The 20,403-nt window shown below is 69.3% G+C and carries 19 protein-coding genes; 8 read left to right on the top strand and 11 right to left on the bottom strand.

Translation table 11 applies throughout. The annotated features are described in order from the left end of the window. The first annotated feature begins 15 nt into the window (after window positions 1–15). On the top strand, window positions 16–1,839 hold the full coding sequence (locus ABZ208_RS00610) for a DUF6339 family protein (protein ID WP_356907375.1): 1,824 nt from the start codon (window positions 16–18) through the stop codon (window positions 1,837–1,839). A 9-nt stretch (window positions 1,840–1,848) separates the two neighbouring features. Further along, complete coding sequence (locus ABZ208_RS00605) at window positions 1,849–3,204, top strand: DNA cytosine methyltransferase (RefSeq protein ID WP_356907374.1); 1,356 nt, start codon at window positions 1,849–1,851, stop codon at window positions 3,202–3,204. A 157-nt stretch (window positions 3,205–3,361) separates the two neighbouring features. Here the strand turns inward: ABZ208_RS00605 and ABZ208_RS00600 are convergent, their stop codons facing one another. Genes ABZ208_RS00600 through ABZ208_RS00590 form a run of 3 tightly spaced genes read right to left on the bottom strand, consistent with a single transcriptional unit; the run spans window position 3,362 to window position 5,004 of the window. Continuing rightward, window positions 3,362–4,213, bottom strand: a complete 852-nt coding sequence (locus tag ABZ208_RS00600; protein WP_356907373.1) for a helix-turn-helix transcriptional regulator — start codon at window positions 4,211–4,213, stop codon at window positions 3,362–3,364. 25 nt (window positions 4,214–4,238) lie between these two features. Further along, on the bottom strand, window positions 4,239–4,772 hold the full coding sequence (locus tag ABZ208_RS00595; RefSeq protein WP_356907372.1) for a DUF6879 family protein: 534 nt from the start codon (window positions 4,770–4,772) through the stop codon (window positions 4,239–4,241). Then, window positions 4,747–5,004, bottom strand: coding sequence for a hypothetical protein (locus ABZ208_RS00590; protein ID WP_356907371.1), 258 nt, complete (start codon window positions 5,002–5,004; stop codon window positions 4,747–4,749). The genes ABZ208_RS00595 and ABZ208_RS00590 overlap by 26 nt, the downstream gene beginning before the upstream one ends. Window positions 5,005–5,721: 717 nt before the next feature. Between ABZ208_RS00590 and ABZ208_RS00585 the strand changes: the two genes are divergently transcribed. Continuing rightward, the gene (locus ABZ208_RS00585; protein WP_356907504.1) at window positions 5,722–6,303 is read left to right on the top strand and encodes an amino acid transporter; all 582 of its coding nucleotides are present in this window, start codon (window positions 5,722–5,724) and stop codon (window positions 6,301–6,303) included. 145 nt (window positions 6,304–6,448) lie between these two features. On the opposite strand, the gene ABZ208_RS00580 is transcribed toward ABZ208_RS00585, so the two are convergent. Beyond that, the gene (locus ABZ208_RS00580; protein WP_356907370.1) at window positions 6,449–6,982 is read right to left on the bottom strand and encodes a GNAT family N-acetyltransferase; all 534 of its coding nucleotides are present in this window, start codon (window positions 6,980–6,982) and stop codon (window positions 6,449–6,451) included. Between the two features lie 671 nt (window positions 6,983–7,653). Between ABZ208_RS00580 and ABZ208_RS00575 the strand changes: the two genes are divergently transcribed. Both ABZ208_RS00575 and ABZ208_RS00570 read left to right on the top strand, forming a co-directional pair. Then, a complete protein-coding gene (locus ABZ208_RS00575) occupies window positions 7,654–7,797 on the top strand; it encodes a hypothetical protein (protein ID WP_356907369.1) in 144 nt (47 codons plus the stop codon). Window positions 7,798–7,843: 46 nt separating this feature from the next. Beyond that, a complete protein-coding gene (locus ABZ208_RS00570) occupies window positions 7,844–8,059 on the top strand; it encodes a hypothetical protein (protein WP_356907368.1) in 216 nt (71 codons plus the stop codon). Window positions 8,060–8,111: 52 nt separating this feature from the next. Here the strand turns inward: ABZ208_RS00570 and ABZ208_RS00565 are convergent, their stop codons facing one another. After that, on the bottom strand, window positions 8,112–10,952 hold the full coding sequence (locus ABZ208_RS00565) for an AAA family ATPase (protein ID WP_356907367.1): 2,841 nt from the start codon (window positions 10,950–10,952) through the stop codon (window positions 8,112–8,114). Window positions 10,953–11,367: 415 nt separating this feature from the next. On the opposite strand from ABZ208_RS00565, the gene ABZ208_RS00560 reads away from it, so the two are divergent. Together ABZ208_RS00560 and ABZ208_RS00555 are read left to right on the top strand one after the other, a co-directional pair. Further along, window positions 11,368–12,504, top strand: coding sequence for an isoafricanol synthase (locus tag ABZ208_RS00560; protein WP_356907366.1), 1,137 nt, complete (start codon window positions 11,368–11,370; stop codon window positions 12,502–12,504). An 89-nt stretch (window positions 12,505–12,593) separates the two neighbouring features. Continuing rightward, on the top strand, window positions 12,594–13,238 hold the full coding sequence (locus ABZ208_RS00555) for an excalibur calcium-binding domain-containing protein (protein ID WP_356907365.1): 645 nt from the start codon (window positions 12,594–12,596) through the stop codon (window positions 13,236–13,238). A 33-nt stretch (window positions 13,239–13,271) separates the two neighbouring features. Here the strand turns inward: ABZ208_RS00555 and ABZ208_RS00550 are convergent, their stop codons facing one another. Both ABZ208_RS00550 and ABZ208_RS00545 read right to left on the bottom strand, forming a co-directional pair. Continuing rightward, window positions 13,272–13,697, bottom strand: a complete 426-nt coding sequence (locus ABZ208_RS00550) for a hypothetical protein (protein ID WP_356907364.1) — start codon at window positions 13,695–13,697, stop codon at window positions 13,272–13,274. A 242-nt stretch (window positions 13,698–13,939) separates the two neighbouring features. Continuing rightward, window positions 13,940–15,328 carry a DUF445 domain-containing protein gene (locus ABZ208_RS00545; protein ID WP_356907363.1) on the bottom strand — a complete coding sequence of 463 codons (1,389 nt, stop codon included), beginning with the start codon at window positions 15,326–15,328 and terminating at the stop codon, window positions 13,940–13,942. Between the two features lie 101 nt (window positions 15,329–15,429). Here ABZ208_RS00545 and ABZ208_RS00540 point away from each other — a divergent pair, with 101 nt between their 5' ends. Next, a complete protein-coding gene (locus ABZ208_RS00540; protein WP_356907362.1) occupies window positions 15,430–16,677 on the top strand; it encodes an SGNH/GDSL hydrolase family protein in 1,248 nt (415 codons plus the stop codon). A 189-nt stretch (window positions 16,678–16,866) separates the two neighbouring features. On the opposite strand, the gene ABZ208_RS00535 is transcribed toward ABZ208_RS00540, so the two are convergent. From ABZ208_RS00535 to ABZ208_RS00520, 4 genes are all read right to left on the bottom strand, one after another. Further along, window positions 16,867–17,574 (bottom strand): DUF1707 domain-containing protein, encoded by a 708-nt coding sequence (locus ABZ208_RS00535; protein WP_356907361.1) that lies wholly within the window; start codon window positions 17,572–17,574, stop codon window positions 16,867–16,869. A 111-nt stretch (window positions 17,575–17,685) separates the two neighbouring features. Then, window positions 17,686–18,651, bottom strand: coding sequence for an ATP-binding cassette domain-containing protein (locus ABZ208_RS00530; protein WP_328400183.1), 966 nt, complete (start codon window positions 18,649–18,651; stop codon window positions 17,686–17,688). Between the two features lie 24 nt (window positions 18,652–18,675). Next, window positions 18,676–19,479, bottom strand: a complete 804-nt coding sequence (locus tag ABZ208_RS00525) for an ABC transporter permease (RefSeq protein WP_356907360.1) — start codon at window positions 19,477–19,479, stop codon at window positions 18,676–18,678. Beyond that, window positions 19,472–20,272 carry an ABC-2 family transporter protein gene (locus ABZ208_RS00520; protein ID WP_356907503.1) on the bottom strand — a complete coding sequence of 267 codons (801 nt, stop codon included), beginning with the start codon at window positions 20,270–20,272 and terminating at the stop codon, window positions 19,472–19,474. The genes ABZ208_RS00525 and ABZ208_RS00520 overlap by 8 nt, the downstream gene beginning before the upstream one ends. Between the last annotated feature and the right edge of the window lie 131 nt (window positions 20,273–20,403).

Raw genomic sequence — 20,403 nt, 5'->3', positions numbered from 1 at the left:
TTCCTCTACCCCCGGTTGCTCGCCGAACAGGCCGGTCCACTCTTCGCGGAGTACGGGCAGCTGACGATCGGCGAACTCACCGGTCGCGTAGCCGTCGCCCATGACTCGTCGGTGTACGTGGCAACGGGCGGCGACCGTGTTTCCGCTGCTCAACTCCGGGAACTACGGGGAGGCGTCCTCGAACTCGCCGCACGTGCAGGCTTTCCGGACGACTCTGACCGCACGCGCAACGCCGATTTCGACCTCGAACTCGCCGCTCTACTGCACGCCGAGATGGGAATGGTTCCCGCCGAGGCCGCCTCCCGGGACGTCTGGGCATTCCTCGCCCTGGTCCTGCTACCGGACGTCGCCTTCTGGCGCTACCCCCAGCCGCCGAAGGACCGTGTCCTCGGTACGGACCTCACCCGGCACGTCTTCGGCCGTCTGTGGTGGCGAGCCCAGCTCGTGCGCTCCCCCGACGCCCCAGCGCCGTACGGCGCTCTCAAAATTTTGGGCGAAGCCGCCTTCGACCAGATTTACGCACGCCGAGCCGCGCTCGGCGGAAGTCCGCACATGGTTCGAGCCATCCTCCGCGTCTGGAACGACCTCGACCTGGCGGGCCTCAACGAACGCGAGACCCTCCGCGACTTCCTCAAGAGACTGCTCCGGCTCGCCCCGTTCGTGCTCTTCGACGGCATCGAGGAGCATGCCTTGGTTGACGAACTGCGCACGGTCGCTCGGGAGTCCGTCGATGCCCAGCGCCGCCCGGCCTCATCCGCCGGAGCCGGCACCGCACGGACAGGGCAGGACATCGTCCGAAATCACACTGCTGATGAGCGGTCCGCGACCGCGTCGCCGGGGGAGGAGTCACGGACTCCCCAGCCTGCTCCGGCGGCGTCTTCCGATCCCAGTCGATTCAGATCGGTGGAGATCTGTGCCGGGACCGGAGCGCAGGCCCTTGGGCTCGAGCGTGTCGGGTTCGACCCGGTATTGCTCATAGACAGCAAAGCCGATGCCTGTTTCACGATCGACCTCAACCGCCCGGAGTGGGATGTGGTCTGCATGGACGTCGTGCAATTCCAGCCCACTATGCGCCCCGAGACGTTGGGCGTCGATCTCCTCAGTGGTGGACTCCCTCGCGTGAAATCCTTGGCCACTGTCGGCCGTGACGAGGACAAGGAAGAGCGCAGCGTGCTCAGGGCTGTGATCGGCCTGGCACGCGACATCAGACCGAGGGCCGTACTTCTGGAGAACGTCCCGGACCTGGTCGAGAGCCCGAACTTCGATACCGACCGCTCGTGGATCGAGAACGAGCTCCGGAATGCGGGCTACCAATCGAGCTGGCGAGTCCTCAATGCTGCGGACTTCGGGGTGCCACAGAACCGCAGCAGCGGCTTTCTGGTCGCTCTTCAAGCGCCGTACTTCTCACGATTCTCCTGGCCCGAGCCGGACAATATGCCACCTCCAACCGTCGGCCAGGTACTCGGCCCCTCCATGTCCGCCAGTGGCTGGACCGGCGCAGAACGCTGGATCAAGGGGGCAGACCGCGTTGCGCCGGCGCTCGTCGGAGGCTCCGACCGCCGTGGTGGTGCCGATCTTGGTCCCACCGGCAGCAAGAAGGCGTGGGCTGCGCTCGGCGTGAACGGCAACAGCCTCGGTGACGCCCCACCGGACGCGGACTTCCCAGCCGACAGCATGCCCAAGCTGACCGTCGACCAGACCGCGATGATCCAGGCGATACCGACGGACTGGCGCTTCTTCGGCGGCAAGACCTCCAGATACCGCCAGATCGGCCACGCGATGCCTCCACCTCTTGCAGCAGCCGTCGGACGGGCAATCGCCGCGGCTCTCCGAGGCTAGGATCACCCCATGCACACGCCCCGCCCCGTCGACCTCAGGCCCATCACCGTTGTTGATCTGTTTGCTGGCTGTGGTGGGTTCACCCAGGGGTTCCACGAGTTTCGGCCGAAGGGGGCTCCGGTCGGCCAACCGGCCTTCCACAGCATCGCGGCCGTCGAGCACAACGCTGCGGCAGCCGCCACTTACGCCGCAAACTTCGGAAGTGGCCGGCTGGACAGGAAGCTCCCGCCCACCCGTATCCACTTCGGGGAAATCGAGGAGTGGGAACCAACACCGGAGGCCCTCCACGCGGACGTGGTGGTCGGAGGACCCCCCTGCCAGGGGTTTTCAGCCTTGAACCGTGCAAAGAAGGGCAGCGAGCGAAATCGCCTCTGGGAGGAATACGTCCGCATCGTTGCAGAAATTCGCCCAAAGGTCTTCGTCATCGAAAACGTCGACCGTTTTCTCAAGTCGGACGAATTTCGTAATCTGTTGGCTCAGGTGGAAGAAGGCGGCCTGCTGGCCGAGTACCAGCTCGTCGATCCTCCCGGCCACCAGCCGAGCGAGACGGACGAGCAGAAGATCAAGCGCTATCTCCTCAACTCCGCCGACTACGGTGCAGCCCAAGCACGGCGGCGAGCCATCGTCATCGGTGTGCGCCGCGACATAGTTGACGGCCGCACGTTGGCGTACCCCGCCCCGACCCATGTCCGGCGCCCGAAGCACAGCACGGGCATCTCCCCCCAGCCGCTCGACGTCTTCGACGCCGCCCCGCCCTCGTACTGGGAAGCCGTGGACAGCGTTTTCGACGAATCCAAACGGCTCGCGCTCCAAGGCACAGAACTGCCGGACGTCAAGGAGTACATCGCTGAGATCGACGCGATGATCCCTGGTGCTTTCACGACTTCCGATCTCCACTTCGGCCGTAATCCGAGGCCGCTGTCCATGGCGCGCTACAGCGCCATCCCCCCGGGGGGAAATCGCAAGGACCTACGCGGCAAGTGGTTCACGGTGGACGAGTGTGGCGAGATCCACATCTTCGACAACCCGAACCCCCCGGACGTTCGGACGTCCGTCGACTACTTGTCGACCGACAGCTGGGACAACCACAACACCGGTACCGGCGACGTGATGGGACGGCTGCGACTGGGCGAGCCGTCTGTCACCATTCGAACCGAGTTCTTCAAGCCCGAGAAGGGTCGCTACCTCCACCCGACAGAGGCGCGCCCGATCACCCATTACGAGGCCGCACGGATCCAGGGTTTTCCATCCGGATTTCGCTGGTGCGGTTCGAAGACGGACATCGCGACTCAGATCGGCAATGCGGTACCCATCCCACTCGGCACTGCCATTGCCTCGGCGATCCACTCCTACCTGCGCACCTGATCGAGCCAGCGCCCGGACGTCTGTGAAGTCGACTGCTCCACCCGCCTCGAAGCGGACGGGGCGATAGCCGTCTCGGTGCAGATCCTTCCGTTCGATGCCGGGGCGTACTCGACCGTTCAGCGCCCTCGGCTTCCCTGACGGGCTGAGCCCCGCGCGGTCAGTTGAGCGCGTCGATCGCCCTGACGATCAGGGCGCGCGCAGCCTGCCCGTAGACCGCCATGCTCCTGAGCTCTTCGAACGCCTCGAGATACAGGGCAATCTCCGACGGCTGCGTAATGTTCACCTGCGCCGACAGCAGCTCCACCGACACGAGCGTGTCGTCGTACACGTGGAAGACCTCCTGCGGCCACAGAGCCCGCTCCCGGGTCGCCATAGGGATGATTCCGAGCGACACCGCCGGGAGGGCCCCGACGGTGAGCAGGTAACCGAGTTGTGCGGCCATCGCGTCCGCGTCACCCAACTGGTAGCGCAGCACACCCTCTTCGATGAGCAGGACGAATCGGTGCCCGGCCTCGTGAATGATCCGGGACCGGTCCGTTCGCGCGGTCGCGGCCTGCTCCGCGTCGTCGGGGATGTCCAGGAGGCGGGCGTTCGTGCTCAGCAGGGCACGCGCGTAGCCTTCGGTCTGCAGAAGTCCGGGTACCAGGGTCGGGGAGTACACGCGGAACAGGGCCGTGGACCGGTAGAGGTGAACGTAGCTCTCCTGCAGTTGCCGCAGCCCTGTGCGGACCCGGCGCCGCCACTCCGTGTACAGGGACTCAGCGTCCCGCGATGACGCAATCAGGTCGGGTGCCTGGTCGACGGCATCGCAGGTTCGGCACCACAGGCGGATGTCCGTCGGTGAAGGCGGTGTCTTGGCGTTCTCGATGCGGGACGTCTTGGCGTGGTGCCAGCCGCACCGGGTGGCCAGCTCGACGACCGTGAGGCCGGCATCCCTTCGGAGGTCGCGCAGCTGCCGCGCCACGTTCTCGCGGGCGGCTTGGGCGGAGGACGACGGGGAGATGGGCATGGGCCGGCCTGTTCGGTACTTCCTGTCAGCGGATCTCGTACTGACCGTGCGGGGTGGCACGGTCCCATACCGCTTCGAAGGCGTCCGCGCACTGCTTGACGAGGCTGGGTTCGGTGCGTAGTTCAAGCGGCGGCGATGCCCAGCCCCCGTCGCCGGTGAAGTGGTTGAACAGTACCTGTGCGCCATCGAAGATCCACAGGTCGCAGCCGGGCAGCAGCAAGTCGACGGCCTGGCGCCGGGGCAGCCACCGCACCTCTTCGCCGGCGTGGACGTTGACGCTCGTGCCGGCGTGCTCGTAGCGGATGTAGTCGGTGACCGGTTCGGAGATGATGCGGGCGCGGCGCACGACAACACCGCGGCTCTTGGCCCGAGAGATCAGGTCGACCCAGGGCGCCCAGTAGGCGGAGCCGGGGTCGGAGTCCCGTCGGCTTGTCTCCAACCACTGCGTGAAGTCCTCTGCTTCATCGCCGACTCCGTACGCGTCCCGCATTTCCAGATGCACGGCGGAGTGCTGCGCAGCTTCCAGCAGGTCGTTAAAGCGCAGCTCGTTCTGCGGCATCGCAGGCCTCCCTCAGCATGGGCACCAGGCGGACGGGGACGCGGATCACGGTCTCGTGGGTCGGGATCCCCTTGGCGTGCCCCGGTGCGGTGTTCTCCACGCACTGGGCCCGCGTGGCTTCGTCAGCGGTGTAGCTCTGGAGCACGATGTCGGCGTTCTCCAGGTCGACCCAAGCTGTCGGTGAACCACTCTGCCCTGTGTCGGGGTCGATGCCGATGAACTGTAAGGCCATGACTGTTCTCCCTTCCAGCGTGCGCTGATGTGCATCAATCTCTTTCAGCACCGCTGCACGGTCAAGGCGACAAACCAGCCAGCTTCGCTCTCTGCATGACCGTGCGCACATTGCTGCACATGACTGGAGTGCGCGCGCATCACGTCATTAGGTTCAGCGGCAGCCGTAGCCGTCCGCCTGTGCTCGCGTCGCAGGCCACGTCATGTGGAGGGGCACGCAGATGACCACTCGAGACAGACAGCTGCCGCCGATCGGTGAGCTGTCTCAGCGGCAGCAGCGCGGCATGGACTGCGTGTGGTGCGGCATCGTCCTGACTCCGCGCAATGCGATCGACCTCGGACCGCGGAGGCTCCGCATTGCCGACAGGGTGACCCAGTGGTTCCCGCGCGCCTGCACGCGCCACAGATCGGGGGCCGGGTCATGACGAACGAGGGCGGCATCCGTTTCTGCGTCGTGTGCGACGAGCTGATCGACGGGCAGGCCGAGTGCCTCCCCCAGTTCTCCGCGTCTGGCGCCCGTCCCGACAACTGGCGGCACCCCGCCTGTTCCTGCATTGCTTTCACACCCAGGGACTCAATGAGGCTACGGACGGCCCGACTACTTCAGGGGAGATCGTCTACGGACCCAATGCCCAGGGCAAGTGTCGGCCCCGATGGCCACCGGCGCTGACACGATGGCCTTGTGACTGGAAAGAACCTCGGTGACTGGCGTCCGGCTCTGCCCGACGAGAGGGCCGAACTCCTCCAGAGTGCCGACTTTCCGTGGTGGATCGCGGGTGGCTACGCCATTGAGCTCGCCGTCGGGCGCGAGCTTCGGCCTCATGGGGACCTTGACATCCTCGTACTGCGACAAGATCAGTTGCGCGCTCGGGAACGCTTGACCGGCTGGGACCTCCAGGTTGCTGATCCGCCAGGCGCGGGGCAGCTCAGAGCGTGGATCACTGGGGAGGTACTCCAAGAACCCCTCCACGACATCTGGTGTCGCCGAACGCCCGGAGCGCACTGGTCGGTACAGCTCATGCTGGAGGAAGCCGACGGAGAGGACTGGGTGTCCAGGCGTGACCCACGTGTCCGGCTGCCCCTCACCCGTCTCGGCCGCGTTACTGCCCAAGGCGTGCCGTACCTCGCGCCTGAAGTCCAGCTGTTCTACAAGGCGAAGCAGACCCGGGACAAGGACGAGGTGGATTTCGACGCCGTCTTCCCACTGCTGGACACGGCCCAACGCGAATGGCTGCTGGGTGCCCTCAACACAACCGCCCCGGAACACCCGTGGCGACGGAGACTGCAGCCGGTCAGCTGAGCGTCCACACCCTCGCCGCAGGCATGGGCCGCGACCGCGACACCATGCTCGCCGGACTGGCTCCCCGCAGTGTGGCGGTCAACGGCGGTCGAGGATGTGTGGACAGCAGTCGGCTGTCGCGTATTGAACCGTCGCCTCGGACGGTTCACGCCTGGAACTCGGTGAGATCGATGCTGTGAACGTGCACCGGATAGCCGTACTCCGGGTGTTCCGTCTCGCGCTCCAGCTCCATGCCGAGCTTGCGGATGACGTTCTCGGAGGCGTCGTCACCCACGCGGATGATGCTGATGACGCGGTCGAGACCGCGGTCCTGGAGCGCGAACTCCAGTGTGGCGTGGGCGGCTTCGGACGCGTATCCCTGGCCCCAGAACTGTGAGCCGAACCGCCAGCTGATCGCCACGGCGGGCAGCACCTCCGGCAGGAACTCGGGTACGGACAGACCCGTGAAGCCGGCCAGTTCGCCCGAGGCCAGCAGCTCGACCGCGAAGAGGCCGAAGCCCTCCTCGTCCCAGTCCTCCTCCCACCGCTCGATGTCCTCCGTGGTCTGGTCCAGGTCGCGCACCGAGCCGTCGTCGATCCACTGCATGACCTGCGGGTCCTCGTTGATCTCCGCCATAGGCGCGAGGTCGTCGTCGTGCCAGCGACGCAGGATGAGGCGGGGGGTGCGGATTTCGGTCATGGCGCCCATCCTGCCGAAGGCCGGGGCTTCACCGGTAATCGGCGCTCACCCGTGAGACCGATTCGGGGGCAGCCTGCCGCGGCACGCAGATCGTTCACGGAATCGTGAACAGAGCTGCCCTCCGGAATCGTCATCAGTGTCAAGCCGTGTGCTTGTGCATCACCAGTCGAGTAGTGCGGTCATCGCGTCCAAGTCGCCCAACTGATGCCGTATGAAGCTCACTTCAAGGAGAGCCAGGCGGGGATGCGGATCACGGGCTCGCCGGCGGTGCTGTGCGCTGATGTGCATCAGTATTTTTCCGGAGCGACTCGGAACCAAGGCCGCTCGTCAGCCAGCTTTGTCCTCGAAAGACTGTGCGCACTTCGATGCGCGCTGCTGGAGTGCGCACGCATCACGTCCCCATGCTCATCGGCAGCCGTAGCCGTCCGCCTGCGCTCGCGTCGCAGGCTGCTCCCAGCGGAGGGCATCCAGATGATCACTCGAGGCAGACTGCTGCCGCCGATCGGCACGCTGTCGCAGCGGCAACAGCGCGGCATGGACTGCGTGTGGTGCGGCATCGTCCTGACTCCGCACACCGCGATCGACCTCGGACCCCGGAGGCTTGGCGTCGCCGACGGGGTCACTCGGTGGTTTCCCCGCGCCTGCACGCGCCACAGCAAGGGGACGAAGTAATGACGACGGAGAGCGGCATCCGTTTCTGCGTCGTGTGCGGCAAGCCGATCAAGGGGCATGCCGAACGCATCCCCCAGTTCTCTGCGTCGGGGGCACGTCCCGACAACTGGCGGCATCTCACCTGCTACTCGCGCCGCCGATAGGTCCCGGAGGTTGCGCACCTCAGCGCCCCTGCGGGCCGCTGGGCCAATGCCGAACGGACTCCGCGCCTCCACGCTCCTGGTGCGAGGAGAGACCGTCGACAGCAGCTCCGCCCGCACCGCTCGGTTCCGGACCGGCGGCGATCAGCCGGTTCTCGACGCAGACGGGCGCAGCCGCATCTCCGTGGCGGACGCGGCCGTCGCACTCGTCGAAGAGGCGGAACTGCCCCGCTTCGTCCAGCGCCGCTTCACCATCGGCTACTGAGCCGACGCCGACGGACCAACGCCACACCTGTCGGATGCCACGCCACCGCCGTTCAGTCACCCGGCGTCGGCCGCTCCCCCGCCTGCCTCCCGATCAACCCCGGCAGTCCCGCCTGGTCCGAGCCGACCTTGCGGTACACGTCCGACAGCAGGCGCGTCACCACCGGGGCCTGGGCGCCCAGTTCTTCCGCGATGCGGGTCGTCGACCAGCCGCGCGCAGCCCACTCCGCCACCGTCCGTTCCTGGGCGGTGAGGGACTCCGTTGCCGCGGTGCGCAGCTGGAGCGGCCACAGGCCGGCCGCGTCCAGTTCCTCGCGGGCCCGCGTCGCGAGTGCGTCGGCCCCGCACTGCACGGCGCCTTCCAGACCACGGTGGAGCCGCTCTGCGGCCTCCTGCGGCAGACCGGCGCGGCGCAGTGCGACGCCGTGGTCCACCAGCGCACACGCCAGGTCGTAGCCGGAAGGGGAGCGCTCGAGGTGCTCGACGGCCTCGGCCAGCAGGGTGACCCGCTGAGCCCCCTGGACCACCGAGGCCATGGCGCGCAAGGCCTGCCCGATGGCGGACGGGGTACCGAACCGGCGGGCTCTGCCAAGGCCTTCGGTGGCGAACTCGAGGGCCCGTTCCGGGTCGTCCACCGCCTGGGCCAGGTGGAGCTGCCAGGGGCACCAGGCGGGGTTGCGTATCCCGCGCGGTTCGAGCCGCAGTCCGACCCGGGCGAGCTGCTGTTCGGCCTCCCGGCGCATGCCGAGGGCCAGCAGCAGCTCGCTGTGGACGGTCTGGGAGTCCGGGTACACCACGGCGCTGGGCACGACATCGCCGTAGCTGTACCGGGTGGCGAGCTCGTGGGCGTCCTGGGTGCGGCCGCGGGCGAGCAGGATCTCGATGAGGATGCCGATGGCGAAGTACTGCGCGGGCACCTGGTGCCCGACCCGGTCGGCGATCCGCAGTCCGCCGCGGACCAGGGTCTCGGCCTCGTCGAGGCGCCCGCGGCGGTAGCGGATGTAGCCGAGAAGGGTGAAGCCGAAGGACAGATGGGCGCCGCGCCAGCCCTTCTTCTCACATTCCGCGATGCCCTTGTTGAAGAGCTCCTCCGCCCGCCCGGGCTGGTCGCAGTACATGAAGGTGAGCGCGACCAGGACCGGGACCTCGAAACCCCACTGGTCGTCGGTCCACTTGAGGCCGTCGCCGAGCGCTTCCTCCGCGTAGTGGAGCGCCGTGGCCGCGGGCTCGCCGCGCACCATGGCGTCCCAGGCACGCAGCCCCAGGATGTACCGCTCCGCGAGGCCCCGGCCGGAGAGATGGTGGGCGAGCCGGGCCAGCCTGCGGGAGCGGGCCGGCGAGTCCTGTTCGTCGGCGCGGAAGGCGTTCCACATGAACTGCTCCGCCTGCATGCGCAGCCGGGTCCTGGCGTCGGTGGCTCCGCGGGCCGCAACGGCGACCGTCTCGGCGGCCTCGGCCATCCGGTCCGAGTGGCCGAGGGCCTGCGCCAGCCGGTAGACGATCGCCTCGCGCAGGGCCGGGTCGAGCACAGGCTCGTCCAGGGCGGCCCGCAGATGGTTGACCGTGGTCGCCGGTTCGGTCAGCAGGGCGGAGCAGCCGAGTTCGAAGAGCACGTCGGCCCGCTCGTCCAGGGCGGGCGGCTCGCGCAGTGCCCGGGCGAGACAGCGCCGCGCCGCCTCGGGAGCGCCCGCCCTGAGGTACTCGCGGGCGGCTTCGCGCAGCTGCCGCACGGCCCAGGGGTCGCTCTCGGGGTGGACCTCCAGCAGGTGCCGGGCAGCGGTGGCGGCGCCCAGACCGGCGCCCGAGACGACCGCGGCGGCCTGGCCGTGCATGGCGACACGGAACGCCGAGGGAATCGCCCGGTAGACGGCGGTGGCGACCAGCGGGTGGAAGAACTCCAGCCGGTCGGCGTCGGGAGCGTCGGGAGCCGGGGCGGCGAGGATACGGGCTTCGCGCAGCCGGGCGACGGCGTCGGCGGATTCGGCCTCGCCGAGCCCGCCGACGCTCGCGGCCAGGCTCCGGGACGCCTCGCCGCCCAGCACGGCGGCGCTCCAGGCGAACCGGACGGCGGAGGTGCCGAGCCGCTCCAGCCGGTCGACGAGCCCGCTGCCCTTCACCGCCGATGCGAGCTCCCGCAGTTCGGGAACATGGACGACCTGCGGTTTGAGTCCGCGGTCGGCGACCTTGGCGGCGAGTTCGACGGTCTCGAACGGGTTCCCGCCGGTGACCGCCCACGTCTCGCGGCAGAAGCCCTCGTCGGCCTCTTCGCCGAGGGTGTCCCGGACGATGCGGCTGACCGCGCCGGGTGTGAACGGTACGAGGGCGAAGGGGTGCGACCCGTCGCGTTCGGCAAGCTTGGCGAACGCCGCCGCGTCGGCGGGGAGTTCGTCGGAGCGGTACGCCACGACGAGCAGCATCGGCAGCTCGCTGACGCGCGGCGCGAAGCCGGTGAGCCAGGCCAGCGACTCGGCGTCGGCCCAGTGGGCGTCGTCCAGCACGACCACCAGCGGCGCATGCTGCACGGCGAAGCGGGTGGCGATCCAGTCCAGGCCGTCCCGCACGCCCTGCGGATCGGGTGAGCCGTTGCTGTTCCCCGCCACCAGGCCCACCGCGGGGGCGACGATGTCGTACCAACTGCCCAGTATCCTGCGATGTTCCTTCTCGGTCCCTGTCGCGAGCACGGGCTGGACGAGCTGGCGTACGACATGGAACGCCACGCCCTGTTCGTGCTCTCCTCCGCGGGCGAAGAGCACCGTGCAGCCCCGGGCCACGGCCCTCCTGCGCACCTCGGTCAGAAGGGTGGTCTTGCCGAGTCCGGCCGGCCCGGCGAAGGCCAGTAAGCCGCCCGTTCCGGGTGCGACCGGGCCGGTGGGCGAGGCCCTCAGTTCAGTCAACAGGGCGTCCACTGCGGCGAGTTCAGTATCCCGCTCCAGCAGTAGTCGGCGTGTTCGCCCCTGCCGGTCTCCCGTGTAGGCCACATCAGTTCCTTCGACCGTGTGTCGTCCCCGAGTACACGGGAAGCCTACGCCCGCGGAGCCGCTCCGTAGCCCCTCACGGAGGTTCTGCCGGCCGAGAAGGGCGGATTCCGGTGGTCCCGGCGCCCCTGCGGCGGGTCCCCTCTCTCCCCACGTTCCCCAAGCGCCTCATGTGGGGGCGCGCACGCCGTCGCGTACGCCGGTTGCACACCCCATCACACCCGTCGATCACGGCCGTTCAGGTGGCGCCGCACCTAGCCTCGTAGGGCGCGAAAACGCGCCAGGCGTTGACCGCCGAGCCGATGGGACGTGCCGTGACACCCAGGGGGTGCGTATGGCGAACGCGATGGCTTCCGGCCACTACCAGGTGACCGCGGACCCTACCCGGCGAACGGCCGCCATCAGGATTCCGTTCCCCGCCCGGTTCAGCCCGCATGCGGAGCGCGCACGACGGCACACCCTCCAGTGGCTGCAGGAGACGGGTCTGCTGACGGAGGAAGCCGCGACGGCGGAGTACGACACGCTGCGGCTCGAGCGGTTGATGGCGTACTTCTACCCGGACGCCACCGGCAACGACCTCGAACTCGCTGCGGACTTCAACGCCTGGTTCTTCATCTTCGACGACCAGTTCGACGGCGGGCTGGGGCTGCGGCCCGAGGCGATCGAGCGCCTGGTGGACACCCTCGGACGGACCATGGCGGCGAGCGGCACATCCCGGCCGTCCGGTGCGTCCGGCCCGCTGGGAGCGCCCGGCACGCCACTCGTCCGGGCGTTCCGGGACATCTGGCGCCGGGCCACGGCCGGCACACCGTACGGCTGGCAGAATCGGTTCCGCACCCACTGGCGCGCCTACATGGCTGCCTATCAGGGGGAGGCGCACAACCGGAACGCGGACCGCCTGCCCACTCTGGAGCAGTTCCTCGAGGTCCGGCGGGACTCCATAGGCGTACAGCCCTGTCTCGATTTCACCGAGCGGTGCGGTGGCTACTTCCTTCCGGACGAGCTGCACGGCTCCTTTCCGCTGCGGGAGATGCGCGAGATCACCGGCGATGTGGTGATCTTCGTCAACGACATCGTCTCGCTCGTCAAGGAACTGGCGGCCGGGGACGTGAACAACAGCGTCGTCGTCCTGCGCGAGCAGAAGGGCTGCACCCTGGCGCAGTCCGTCGAGTGCATCGCCGCCCTCGCCAACGCGCGGACGGCCCGCTTCGCACGGCTCGCCCTGGACCTTCCCAAGACGCTGAGCGAACGGGGCGTACTGCCGGAGGTGCGCGGCCACATCGACCACTACGTGGAGGGCATGGGCCATCTGATGACCGGCAATCTGGCCTGGTCCCTTGCGACTTCCCGCTACGACGAGACCGGAATCGCCGCCGTGACCGGCGGACGGCAACGCCCTTGGGCGTATCTCGCCGCGGGACCGGAGTGCTCTGCCGAAGGGGCTGCACGGAGCGCGCCGACGAAGAACTGAGCGGGCGCGCGGGCGGGACCTCGGGATCGCGAGGCCGTCCGGAGTGAGGGTGGCCATCGAAACCGCCCGGCAGGACATATTTCCTCCACATGATCGACCGTTCCCCTCACGCCACGGACGCGGACGCGGGGAAGGAACTCGTGGTCGATGTGCTCGCGAACGACTCCGTCACGCTCACCAACGGCACCCCAGAAGCCCTCGAAACGGCTTGGACGACAGGGGAGTTCACCCTCACCGTCGACACTCAGCCGCAGCACGGCACCGCCCGGGTCGACGGGGAGACCATCGTCTACACCTCCTCCGACGGGTACGGGGGCGAGGACGAATTCGCCTACCGCGTCACGGTGGACGAAGCGACGCCTCTCGTCGGAACCGCGGTCGTACGGATCACCGTCGCGAAGCCCACACCGGCCCCGAGGCCCACGCCCAAGCCCGCGAAACCCAAGGTGTCGTACACCAATTGCGACGCCGTCCGGGCGGCAGGAGCCGGCCCCATCCGCACAGGAGATCCGGGGTACGGGTCCCACCTGGACCGGGACGGGGACGGAGTGGGGTGCGAGTCGTCCGGAGGCGGGACGACAGGGGGCAGCGGAGGGAGCGGAGGGGGCTCGGGAAGCACGTACTACGCCAACTGCTCCGCCGTGCGGGCCGCGGGTGCCGCTCCGATCCGGACCGGGGATCCCGGATACGGGCGACACCTCGACCGGGACGGGGACGGCGTCGCATGTGAATGAGCGGCGAACTGGCGTCCTTTGCCGCGCTCTTGCTCAGCCGTGCACGTTCAGCAGGGCGGGGTCGGCGGCCCCGACCGCCGTGATGTCCTTGGCCGAGGAGTCCGAAGGTTCCCAGAGGTCCGAAGGATCCGAGAGGTCAAAGGGGAGCGCCGGTCGGACCGCGACGCATCCTGCGTCGCAAGTGGCCGCAGCCTGCTCGTCCTCGGTGAAGCCGTGGCGGGTGCGGCCCTCGGTGTCGACCAGGATCGCGCCGAGGTCCGACTCCACTGTGGTGAGCGAAGCCGTCGTGGGGGCATCGACCCCAGGCCCCCCGGTGTGCACCGCAACGGCGCCCGATGCGGCCGCGGCCGCCCCGTCCGGTGATCCGGAGCCGCCCGAGACCCCGCACACGGCCATCGAGAGCAGCGCGAACCCCACCAGCGGGGCGGCGAGCAGGGGCGTGATCCCGACGCTGCGCATAGGGCTTCCCTCCAGGGGCGGGGCGTGACCGGTTCGGGTACTGATACGCGGTCAGCCGACCACACGTTCACCCGGCCCGCCGAGGTGCCGTGGCACGAGGCCGGGCAACCTCCCGTACCGCCGCGGCCGGACCCGGTGGGAAGACATTCGCAGAACATCTGAACGCTCCGCGAGCCCCTCACGTACTACAGGACACCTCCCCATGAAGGGCGTTGGGCGCGTGACCGTCAGGCAGGGACCGGTCACGCGCCCAACGCGTGGGCGAGGGTGTAGATCACCAGGCCGGCCAGCGCGCCGACCACCGTTCCGTTGATCCTGATGAACTGCAGATCCCGCCCGATGTGCGCCTCGATCTTGCGCGAGGTGTGCTCCGCGTCCCAGCTCGCGACGGTGTCCGAGATCAGCGACGTGATCTCCGTGCGGTACGTGGTGACCACGTACACCGCCGTTTCCTCCACCCAGCCCTCCACCTTCGCCTGGAGCCGGCCGTCCGTGGCGAGGCGCGCCCCCAGGGAGAGCAAGGAGGCGCGGGCACGCAGCCGCAGTTCGCTGCGGTCGTCCTCCGCCGCCGAGAGGATCATGGTGCGAATGGAGGCCCAGGCCGACGCGATCACGTCCTGCACCTCCGGACGCGACACCAGATCGGACTTCATCCGCTCCACACGTACGCGCGTGTCCGTGTCCGACTGCAGATCCGCCGCGAAGTCCGTCAGGAACCGGTCGATCGCACGCCGCGCCGGGTGGCCCGGCATGTCGCGCATCTCGGTGACGAAGCGCACCAGCTCCTTGTAGACACGCTCGCCGACCTTCCTGTCGACGAAACGCGGGGTCCAGCCCGGGGCGCCGCCCTCCACCGCGTCCATCACCGAGTCCGAGTGCAGCACCAGCCAGTCGTGCGCGCGGGCACAGACCAGGTCGACCGCGCGGTGGTGGGCGCCGTCGGCCACGACCTTCTCCAGGGTCTTTCCTATGCCGGGGGCGATCTCCGCACTCTCCGCGCGGCGGGTGATCGCCTCGCCGACGACCGCCTGGACGTCGGAGTCGCGCAGCACCGCCAGGGCGCCGCGCAGGGCGGTGGCGAGCTCGGCGGTGACCCGGTCGGCATGGGCCGGCTCCGCCAGCCATGCGCCGAGACGGCCGCCGATGCCGAGCCCGCGCAGACGGGCGCGTACGACATCTGCGGAGAGGAAGTTCTCGCCGACGAAGGAACCGAGCGAGGCGCCGAGCTGGTCCTTCTTGTTGGGGATGATCGCGGTGTGCGGGATGGGGAGGCCCAGAGGGTGGCGGAAGAGCGCGGTGACGGCGAACCAGTCGGCCAGGGCACCGACCATGCCCGCCTCCGCGGCGGCAGCGACATAGCCGGCCCAGCCGCCCAGACCCGCGTTCTTCGCCCAGGTGGCGAGGACGAAGATCAGCGCGACGAGGAGCAGCAGGCCGGTCGCCGTCGCCTTCATACGGCGGACACCGCGCCGCTTCTCCTCGTCGGCCTCCGTGTACGCGAAGGGGGGCAGGGTCCGCGTCCTCGCGGAGGCCGGCCGGCCCACCGCCGCGGACGGGTCCTCCCCCGCCCCGTCCTGCGCCGCCAGGCCCACAACCGGGCCGTCCGGCCTGTCCCGATCTGTGCGTTCCATGCGCTCCACCCGTCCGCGCGTACGTACCGTATGCATTGTCCTTACCTCTGGTACTCCTGGGCCGCACGTCGAGTTCCCGAGCGATATCGGATGATGTGCTCATGAAGAAGCGCCACGGGTATGCGAGCCTCGCCGCCCTCATGGCCGTCGTGGTCCTCATCTGCGCCGGCATCTATCTGAGCGTCGGTACGGCCAAGGGCAGGCCTGCCCTGCGTACACCGCCCCCCTCAGCCGCATCCGTGTGGATCGGCACCTGGTCCGCCAGCCCCGTCCTGGCCGCCCCCGCCACGACCGCGCCGGGCTCCCCGAGCGGCAGGGCGGGCCGCTCCGTACGCAATGTGGTGCACACCACCGTCGGCGGCACCGCCGCGCGGATCACCCTCTCCAACCTCACCGGGACGCAGCCGCTGAAGATCGGCTCGGTGTCCCTCGCCGTGCGTGCGGACGGCGGGGCCGAGGCAATGCCGGGGACCCTGCGCCGCGTCACTTTCCAGGGCGCGCCCGCTGCCACCGTCGGGGCCGGTGACCAGCTCGTCAGCGACCCGGTGGTGCTCCGGATCCCGTACGACGGCGATCTGCTGATCTCCGTCCACACTCCCGGCACCGGCGGTACGGTCACCAGCCACCCGCAGGCGCGCCAGACCTCCTACCTCGCGGCGGGCGACCACACGCTCGACGAGAGCGGCGACGACTACACGGGGGTCACCACCTCCTGGCACCACCTCACGGCCGTCGACGTACTGACCTCGGAAGCCCGCGGGGCGATCATCGCCGTCGGCGACTCGATCACCGACGGGGTCAGCTCCACCCGGGACGCGAATCTGCGCTGGCCGGACGTACTCGCCGACCGGCTCGGCGGCCGCTACTCCGTGCTCAACCAGGGCATCAGCGGCAACCGGCTGCTCGCCGAAGGGCGCGGGCCCAGCGTCATCGACCGCTTCGACCGCGATGTGCTCGCCCGGTCCGGCGCCCGGACCGTGATCGTCGCGATCGGTATCAACGACCTGCTGCGGCCCTCCTACCCGCTCTCCACGGACGCCCTCACCGACGGACTCGCCGAGCTGACCCGCCGTGCCCACGCCCGCGGCCTGCGTGTCGTCGGGGCGACGCTGACGCCCTGCGGCGGCTACCCGATGTGCACCCCGGCCGTGGAGGCCGAACGCACCAGGGTCAACAACGTCATCCGCTCGGGCGGCATCTTCGACGCGGTCGTCGACTTCGACCGGGCGCTGCGCGATCCGTACGCGCCGCACCGGCTGAGCCCGGCGTACGACTACGGGGACCATCTCCACCCGAGCGACGCCGGATTCGCCCGGATGGGCGCGGCGGTGGACCCGGCGCAGCTGTGAGCCGTACGCAGCAGTGAACCGGCCACGGATCCGGGTCGGACACGGATCTGAGGCGTGCGCGCTTCCGGGCCCTACGCGGATCCGGGCCGTACGCGGATCCGGGCCCTACGCGGCTCTGAGGCGCAGCCACGGACAGAGCAGGAGCGCTCGCGGTCACCGGGCCGCGGGGGCCTGCCGTCCGGCTGCGTCTCAGCCGAGCTCCTTGCGCTCCCCGCCGTCGCCCTTGTCCAGCCGGTCCCGGTTCTCGCGCTCGAGCCGCTCGGCCCGCTCCGCCTTCAGCCGCTGCTTCTCGGCCCGGGTGCGCTTGCGCTCCACACCCACCCCGCCCATCAACGCCACACCGTTGATGATCACCCGCGGGGCGGCCGGGTCCGGCGCCGACTCCACGCTGCTGCCGTGCTCATCGAAGCCGCCCATCAGGCCGATGCCCCTGACCTCGACGTTCAGGTCCGGCGGTACGACGATCTGCACACCGCCCATGACCGCGATGCAGGTGATCACGGTCTCGCGGTCCTCGAAACGAGCCTCGCGCAGATCCAGTTCTCCGCCGCCCATCATCGTGAACGCGGTGAACCGGCGGCCCACCGTCCACCCGCCCCTGCGCCCGAACCCGCCCCAGAAGGCGAACGCGCCCTTGGAGGTGGCGGGACCACCGACCCGCCCTGCCCAGTCGCCCGTCGCCGGGGCGGCCACGGACGCCGCCGCGGAACCGCTCACCGGCAGGTCCCGCACCAGCGGCGCCAACTCGCCGTGCGTACGCGCCCTGTACGCCGCGTCCAGGCGCTGCTCGAACTCGTCCATGTCGAGTCGTCCCTCGGCCACGGCTTCACGCAGCCGCTCGGCAACCCGCTCCCGCTCGGAGTCGGAGGCACGCATCTCGGGGAGATCGCTCGTCATGCCGCCAGCCTAGTCAACGGGAGCGATTCTCGAAGCCCTGATCGACATCCTTGATCGGGACGGGGACAGGGACGGGGACAGGGACGTCGCCGCCGACGGTGACACCGTCGCTCACAGCCCCGGACGCTCCGCGTAAAGCTTCGCGATCACCGCCTCGATGTCCGGCTCCCGCACCGACAGATCGACCAGCGGATAGCGTTCCGCGAGCTCCGCCACCAGCGGCGCCGCCGACCGTGAGGCCGGGAACGCCAGCCACTGCCGCGGCCCCTCCACCTTCACCGTCCGCGCCCCGTCCACCTCGACCGGCGCCAGCTCGCGCTCCAGGTCCACCACCAGCGTGCGCTCGCTCTCGCCGACCTCGTGCAGCCCGGCCAGCGCCCCGTCGTACATCAGCCGGCCGTGGTCGATGACCATCACCCGCTTGCACAGCTGCTCTATGTCGGTCAGATCGTGCGTCGTCAGCAGGACGGTCGTGCCCTGCTCGGCGTTCAGATCACGCAGAAAGGTGCGGACCTTCGCCTTGGAGATCACATCGAGCCCGATCGTCGGCTCGTCGAGGTACAGCACCTCGGGGTCGTGCAGCAGCGCCGCCGCGATGTCGCCGCGCATCCGCTGGCCCAGCGACAGCTGACGCACCGGCACCTGCAACAGCTCACCCAGGTCCAGCAGTTCGACGCACCGGTCCAGGTTCTCGCGGAAGACCTGGTCCGGGATCCGGTACATCCGGTGCATCAGCCGGTACGAATCACGCAGCGGCAGGTCCCACCACAGCGTCGTACGCTGCCCGAACACCACACCGATGCGCTGCGCGAGCCGGGTGCGCTCCCGGGACGGATCGATGCCCGCCACCCGGAGCCGGCCGCCGCTCGGGGTGAGAATCCCCGTCAGCATCTTGATGGTGGTGGACTTCCCGGCACCGTTCGGACCGATGTAGCCGACCATCTCGCCGCGCGGCACCGCGAAACTTATGCCGTCCACCGCCCGCACCTGGTGCTTCTGACGGCGTATCCGGCTCCCCGCCACCCTGCGCCGCACCTCGAAGACCTTCTCGACCCCGTCGAGCTCGATGAAATCCATGTCCAGCCCCCTGCTCCTCGGCCCTCAGCTTCCGGTGCTGCGATACGAACGAAGGCCCAGCCGCCAGGCCTGCGCCGCGAGCCCGCAGCACACCGCGGCGACCAGCGGCGGCAGGAACGCCAGCCAGTCCGGCAGACCCAGAGGGTCCTCGCGGCCCAGCACGTACAGCGACGGCACCCAGTTGACGAAGGCCAGCGGCACGACGAACGTCACCCCGCGCACCAGGTCCTTCGCGAAGATCGACGGCGGGTACTGCAGCAGTGTGTTCCCGCCGTACGTGAAGGAGTTCTGCACCTCGGAGGCGTCCTGCGCCCAGAACTGGAACGCCCCGCCCGCCACGAACACCGACGCGAAGATCGCCCCGCCGCTGAGCAGCATCAACGGCACCATCGCCACCTTCGCCGCCGTCCACCCGACGTCCAGGTTCGCCAGCCCGTACCCCAGCACCAGCAGCCCCTGGCTGATCCGCCCGAGCCGGCGCAGCGCGAAACGGTCGGCCGCGACCTGGGCGAGCACCGGCACCGGCCGTACCAGCAGGGTGTCGAGCGTGCCGTCGCGCACCCGCCGCCCCAGCCGGTCCATCGAGCCCATGACCAGGTCGGCCAGGCCGAAGGCGGTACTCGTCGTCCCGTACAGGAAGGCGATCTCGGGCAGCGAGTAGCCGCCGAGCGCGTCCACGTGCGAGAACATCAGCAGGATCGTCACGAAGTCGAAGCCGGTGGCCGCGAAGTTCCCCAGCGTGGTCATCACGAACGACACCCGGTACGTCATCGTGGACCGGATCCACATCGCCGCGATCAGCCCGTACGCCCTGACGGCCTCACCCACCCTGGACCACCACCCGGCGCGTTGCCACCCGCTGCAGCGTGCGGCCGGCCGCCAGCAGCGCCACCGCCCAGCCGGCCTGGAACGCGTACGCCTGCACCAGAGACCACCCGGTGTGCTTGCCCAGGAAGACATCCGCGGGCACCTGCAGCAGCGACGACCAGGGCAGCGCACGCGCCACCTCCCCCAGCACACCAGGGAACAGGTTCAGCGGCAGCAGCATCCCGGAGAAGAACAGTGTCGCCAGCCAGCAGATCTGCATCACCCCGGCCCCGTCCATCAGCCAGAACGCCGACAGGGCCACCAGGAAGCGCACCGCGAAGCTCACGACGACGCCGAGCGCGACCGACACGAAAAAGGCCAGCCAGGTCAGCGGCGAGGCGGGAAACACCAGATCGAAGGCGAGGCTGCCGAGCACCATCGGCACGATGCCGCGTCCCAGCAGATGGAACGCCGCGCGCCCCAGGTCGCCCGCCAGCCACCACAGTTGAAGATCCGCAGGACGGTAGAGATCGATGGCGATGTCACCCGTACGGATGCGCTCGATCAATTCGTCCTCGAAACCGCCGCCCATCATGGCGCAGGTCATCAGCAGCGCCTGGCCGAGCCACACATACGTCAGTGCCTCGGGCAGGTCGTAACCGCCCAGCCGGGGACGCTCGTCCCACAAGGCGATATAGGTGTACGCCACGATGAGGCCGAACACGGTGTTGGTGAACACGCCCGCCGCCGTGGCCACCCGGTACGTCGCATAGCGCCGGAACCCACCCGCCGCGACGACCGCGTACAGCCGCACCACAGCCCCCTCACCCACGCGATCCGTCCGGGCACCGAAGCGCATGACCCTAACGGACCAGCCAGGAGCGCCGCGAGCGCATTTCCGGCCGGAACGGGTGAGGATCCAGGGGATATCGGTGTGAAAAGTGC

The sequence above is a fragment of the Streptomyces sp. NPDC006208 genome (assembly GCF_040613775.1).
In the GTDB taxonomy this organism is placed as follows: Bacteria; Actinomycetota; Actinomycetes; order Streptomycetales; family Streptomycetaceae; genus Streptomyces.
This window is presented reverse-complemented; position numbering and strand designations above follow the sequence as displayed.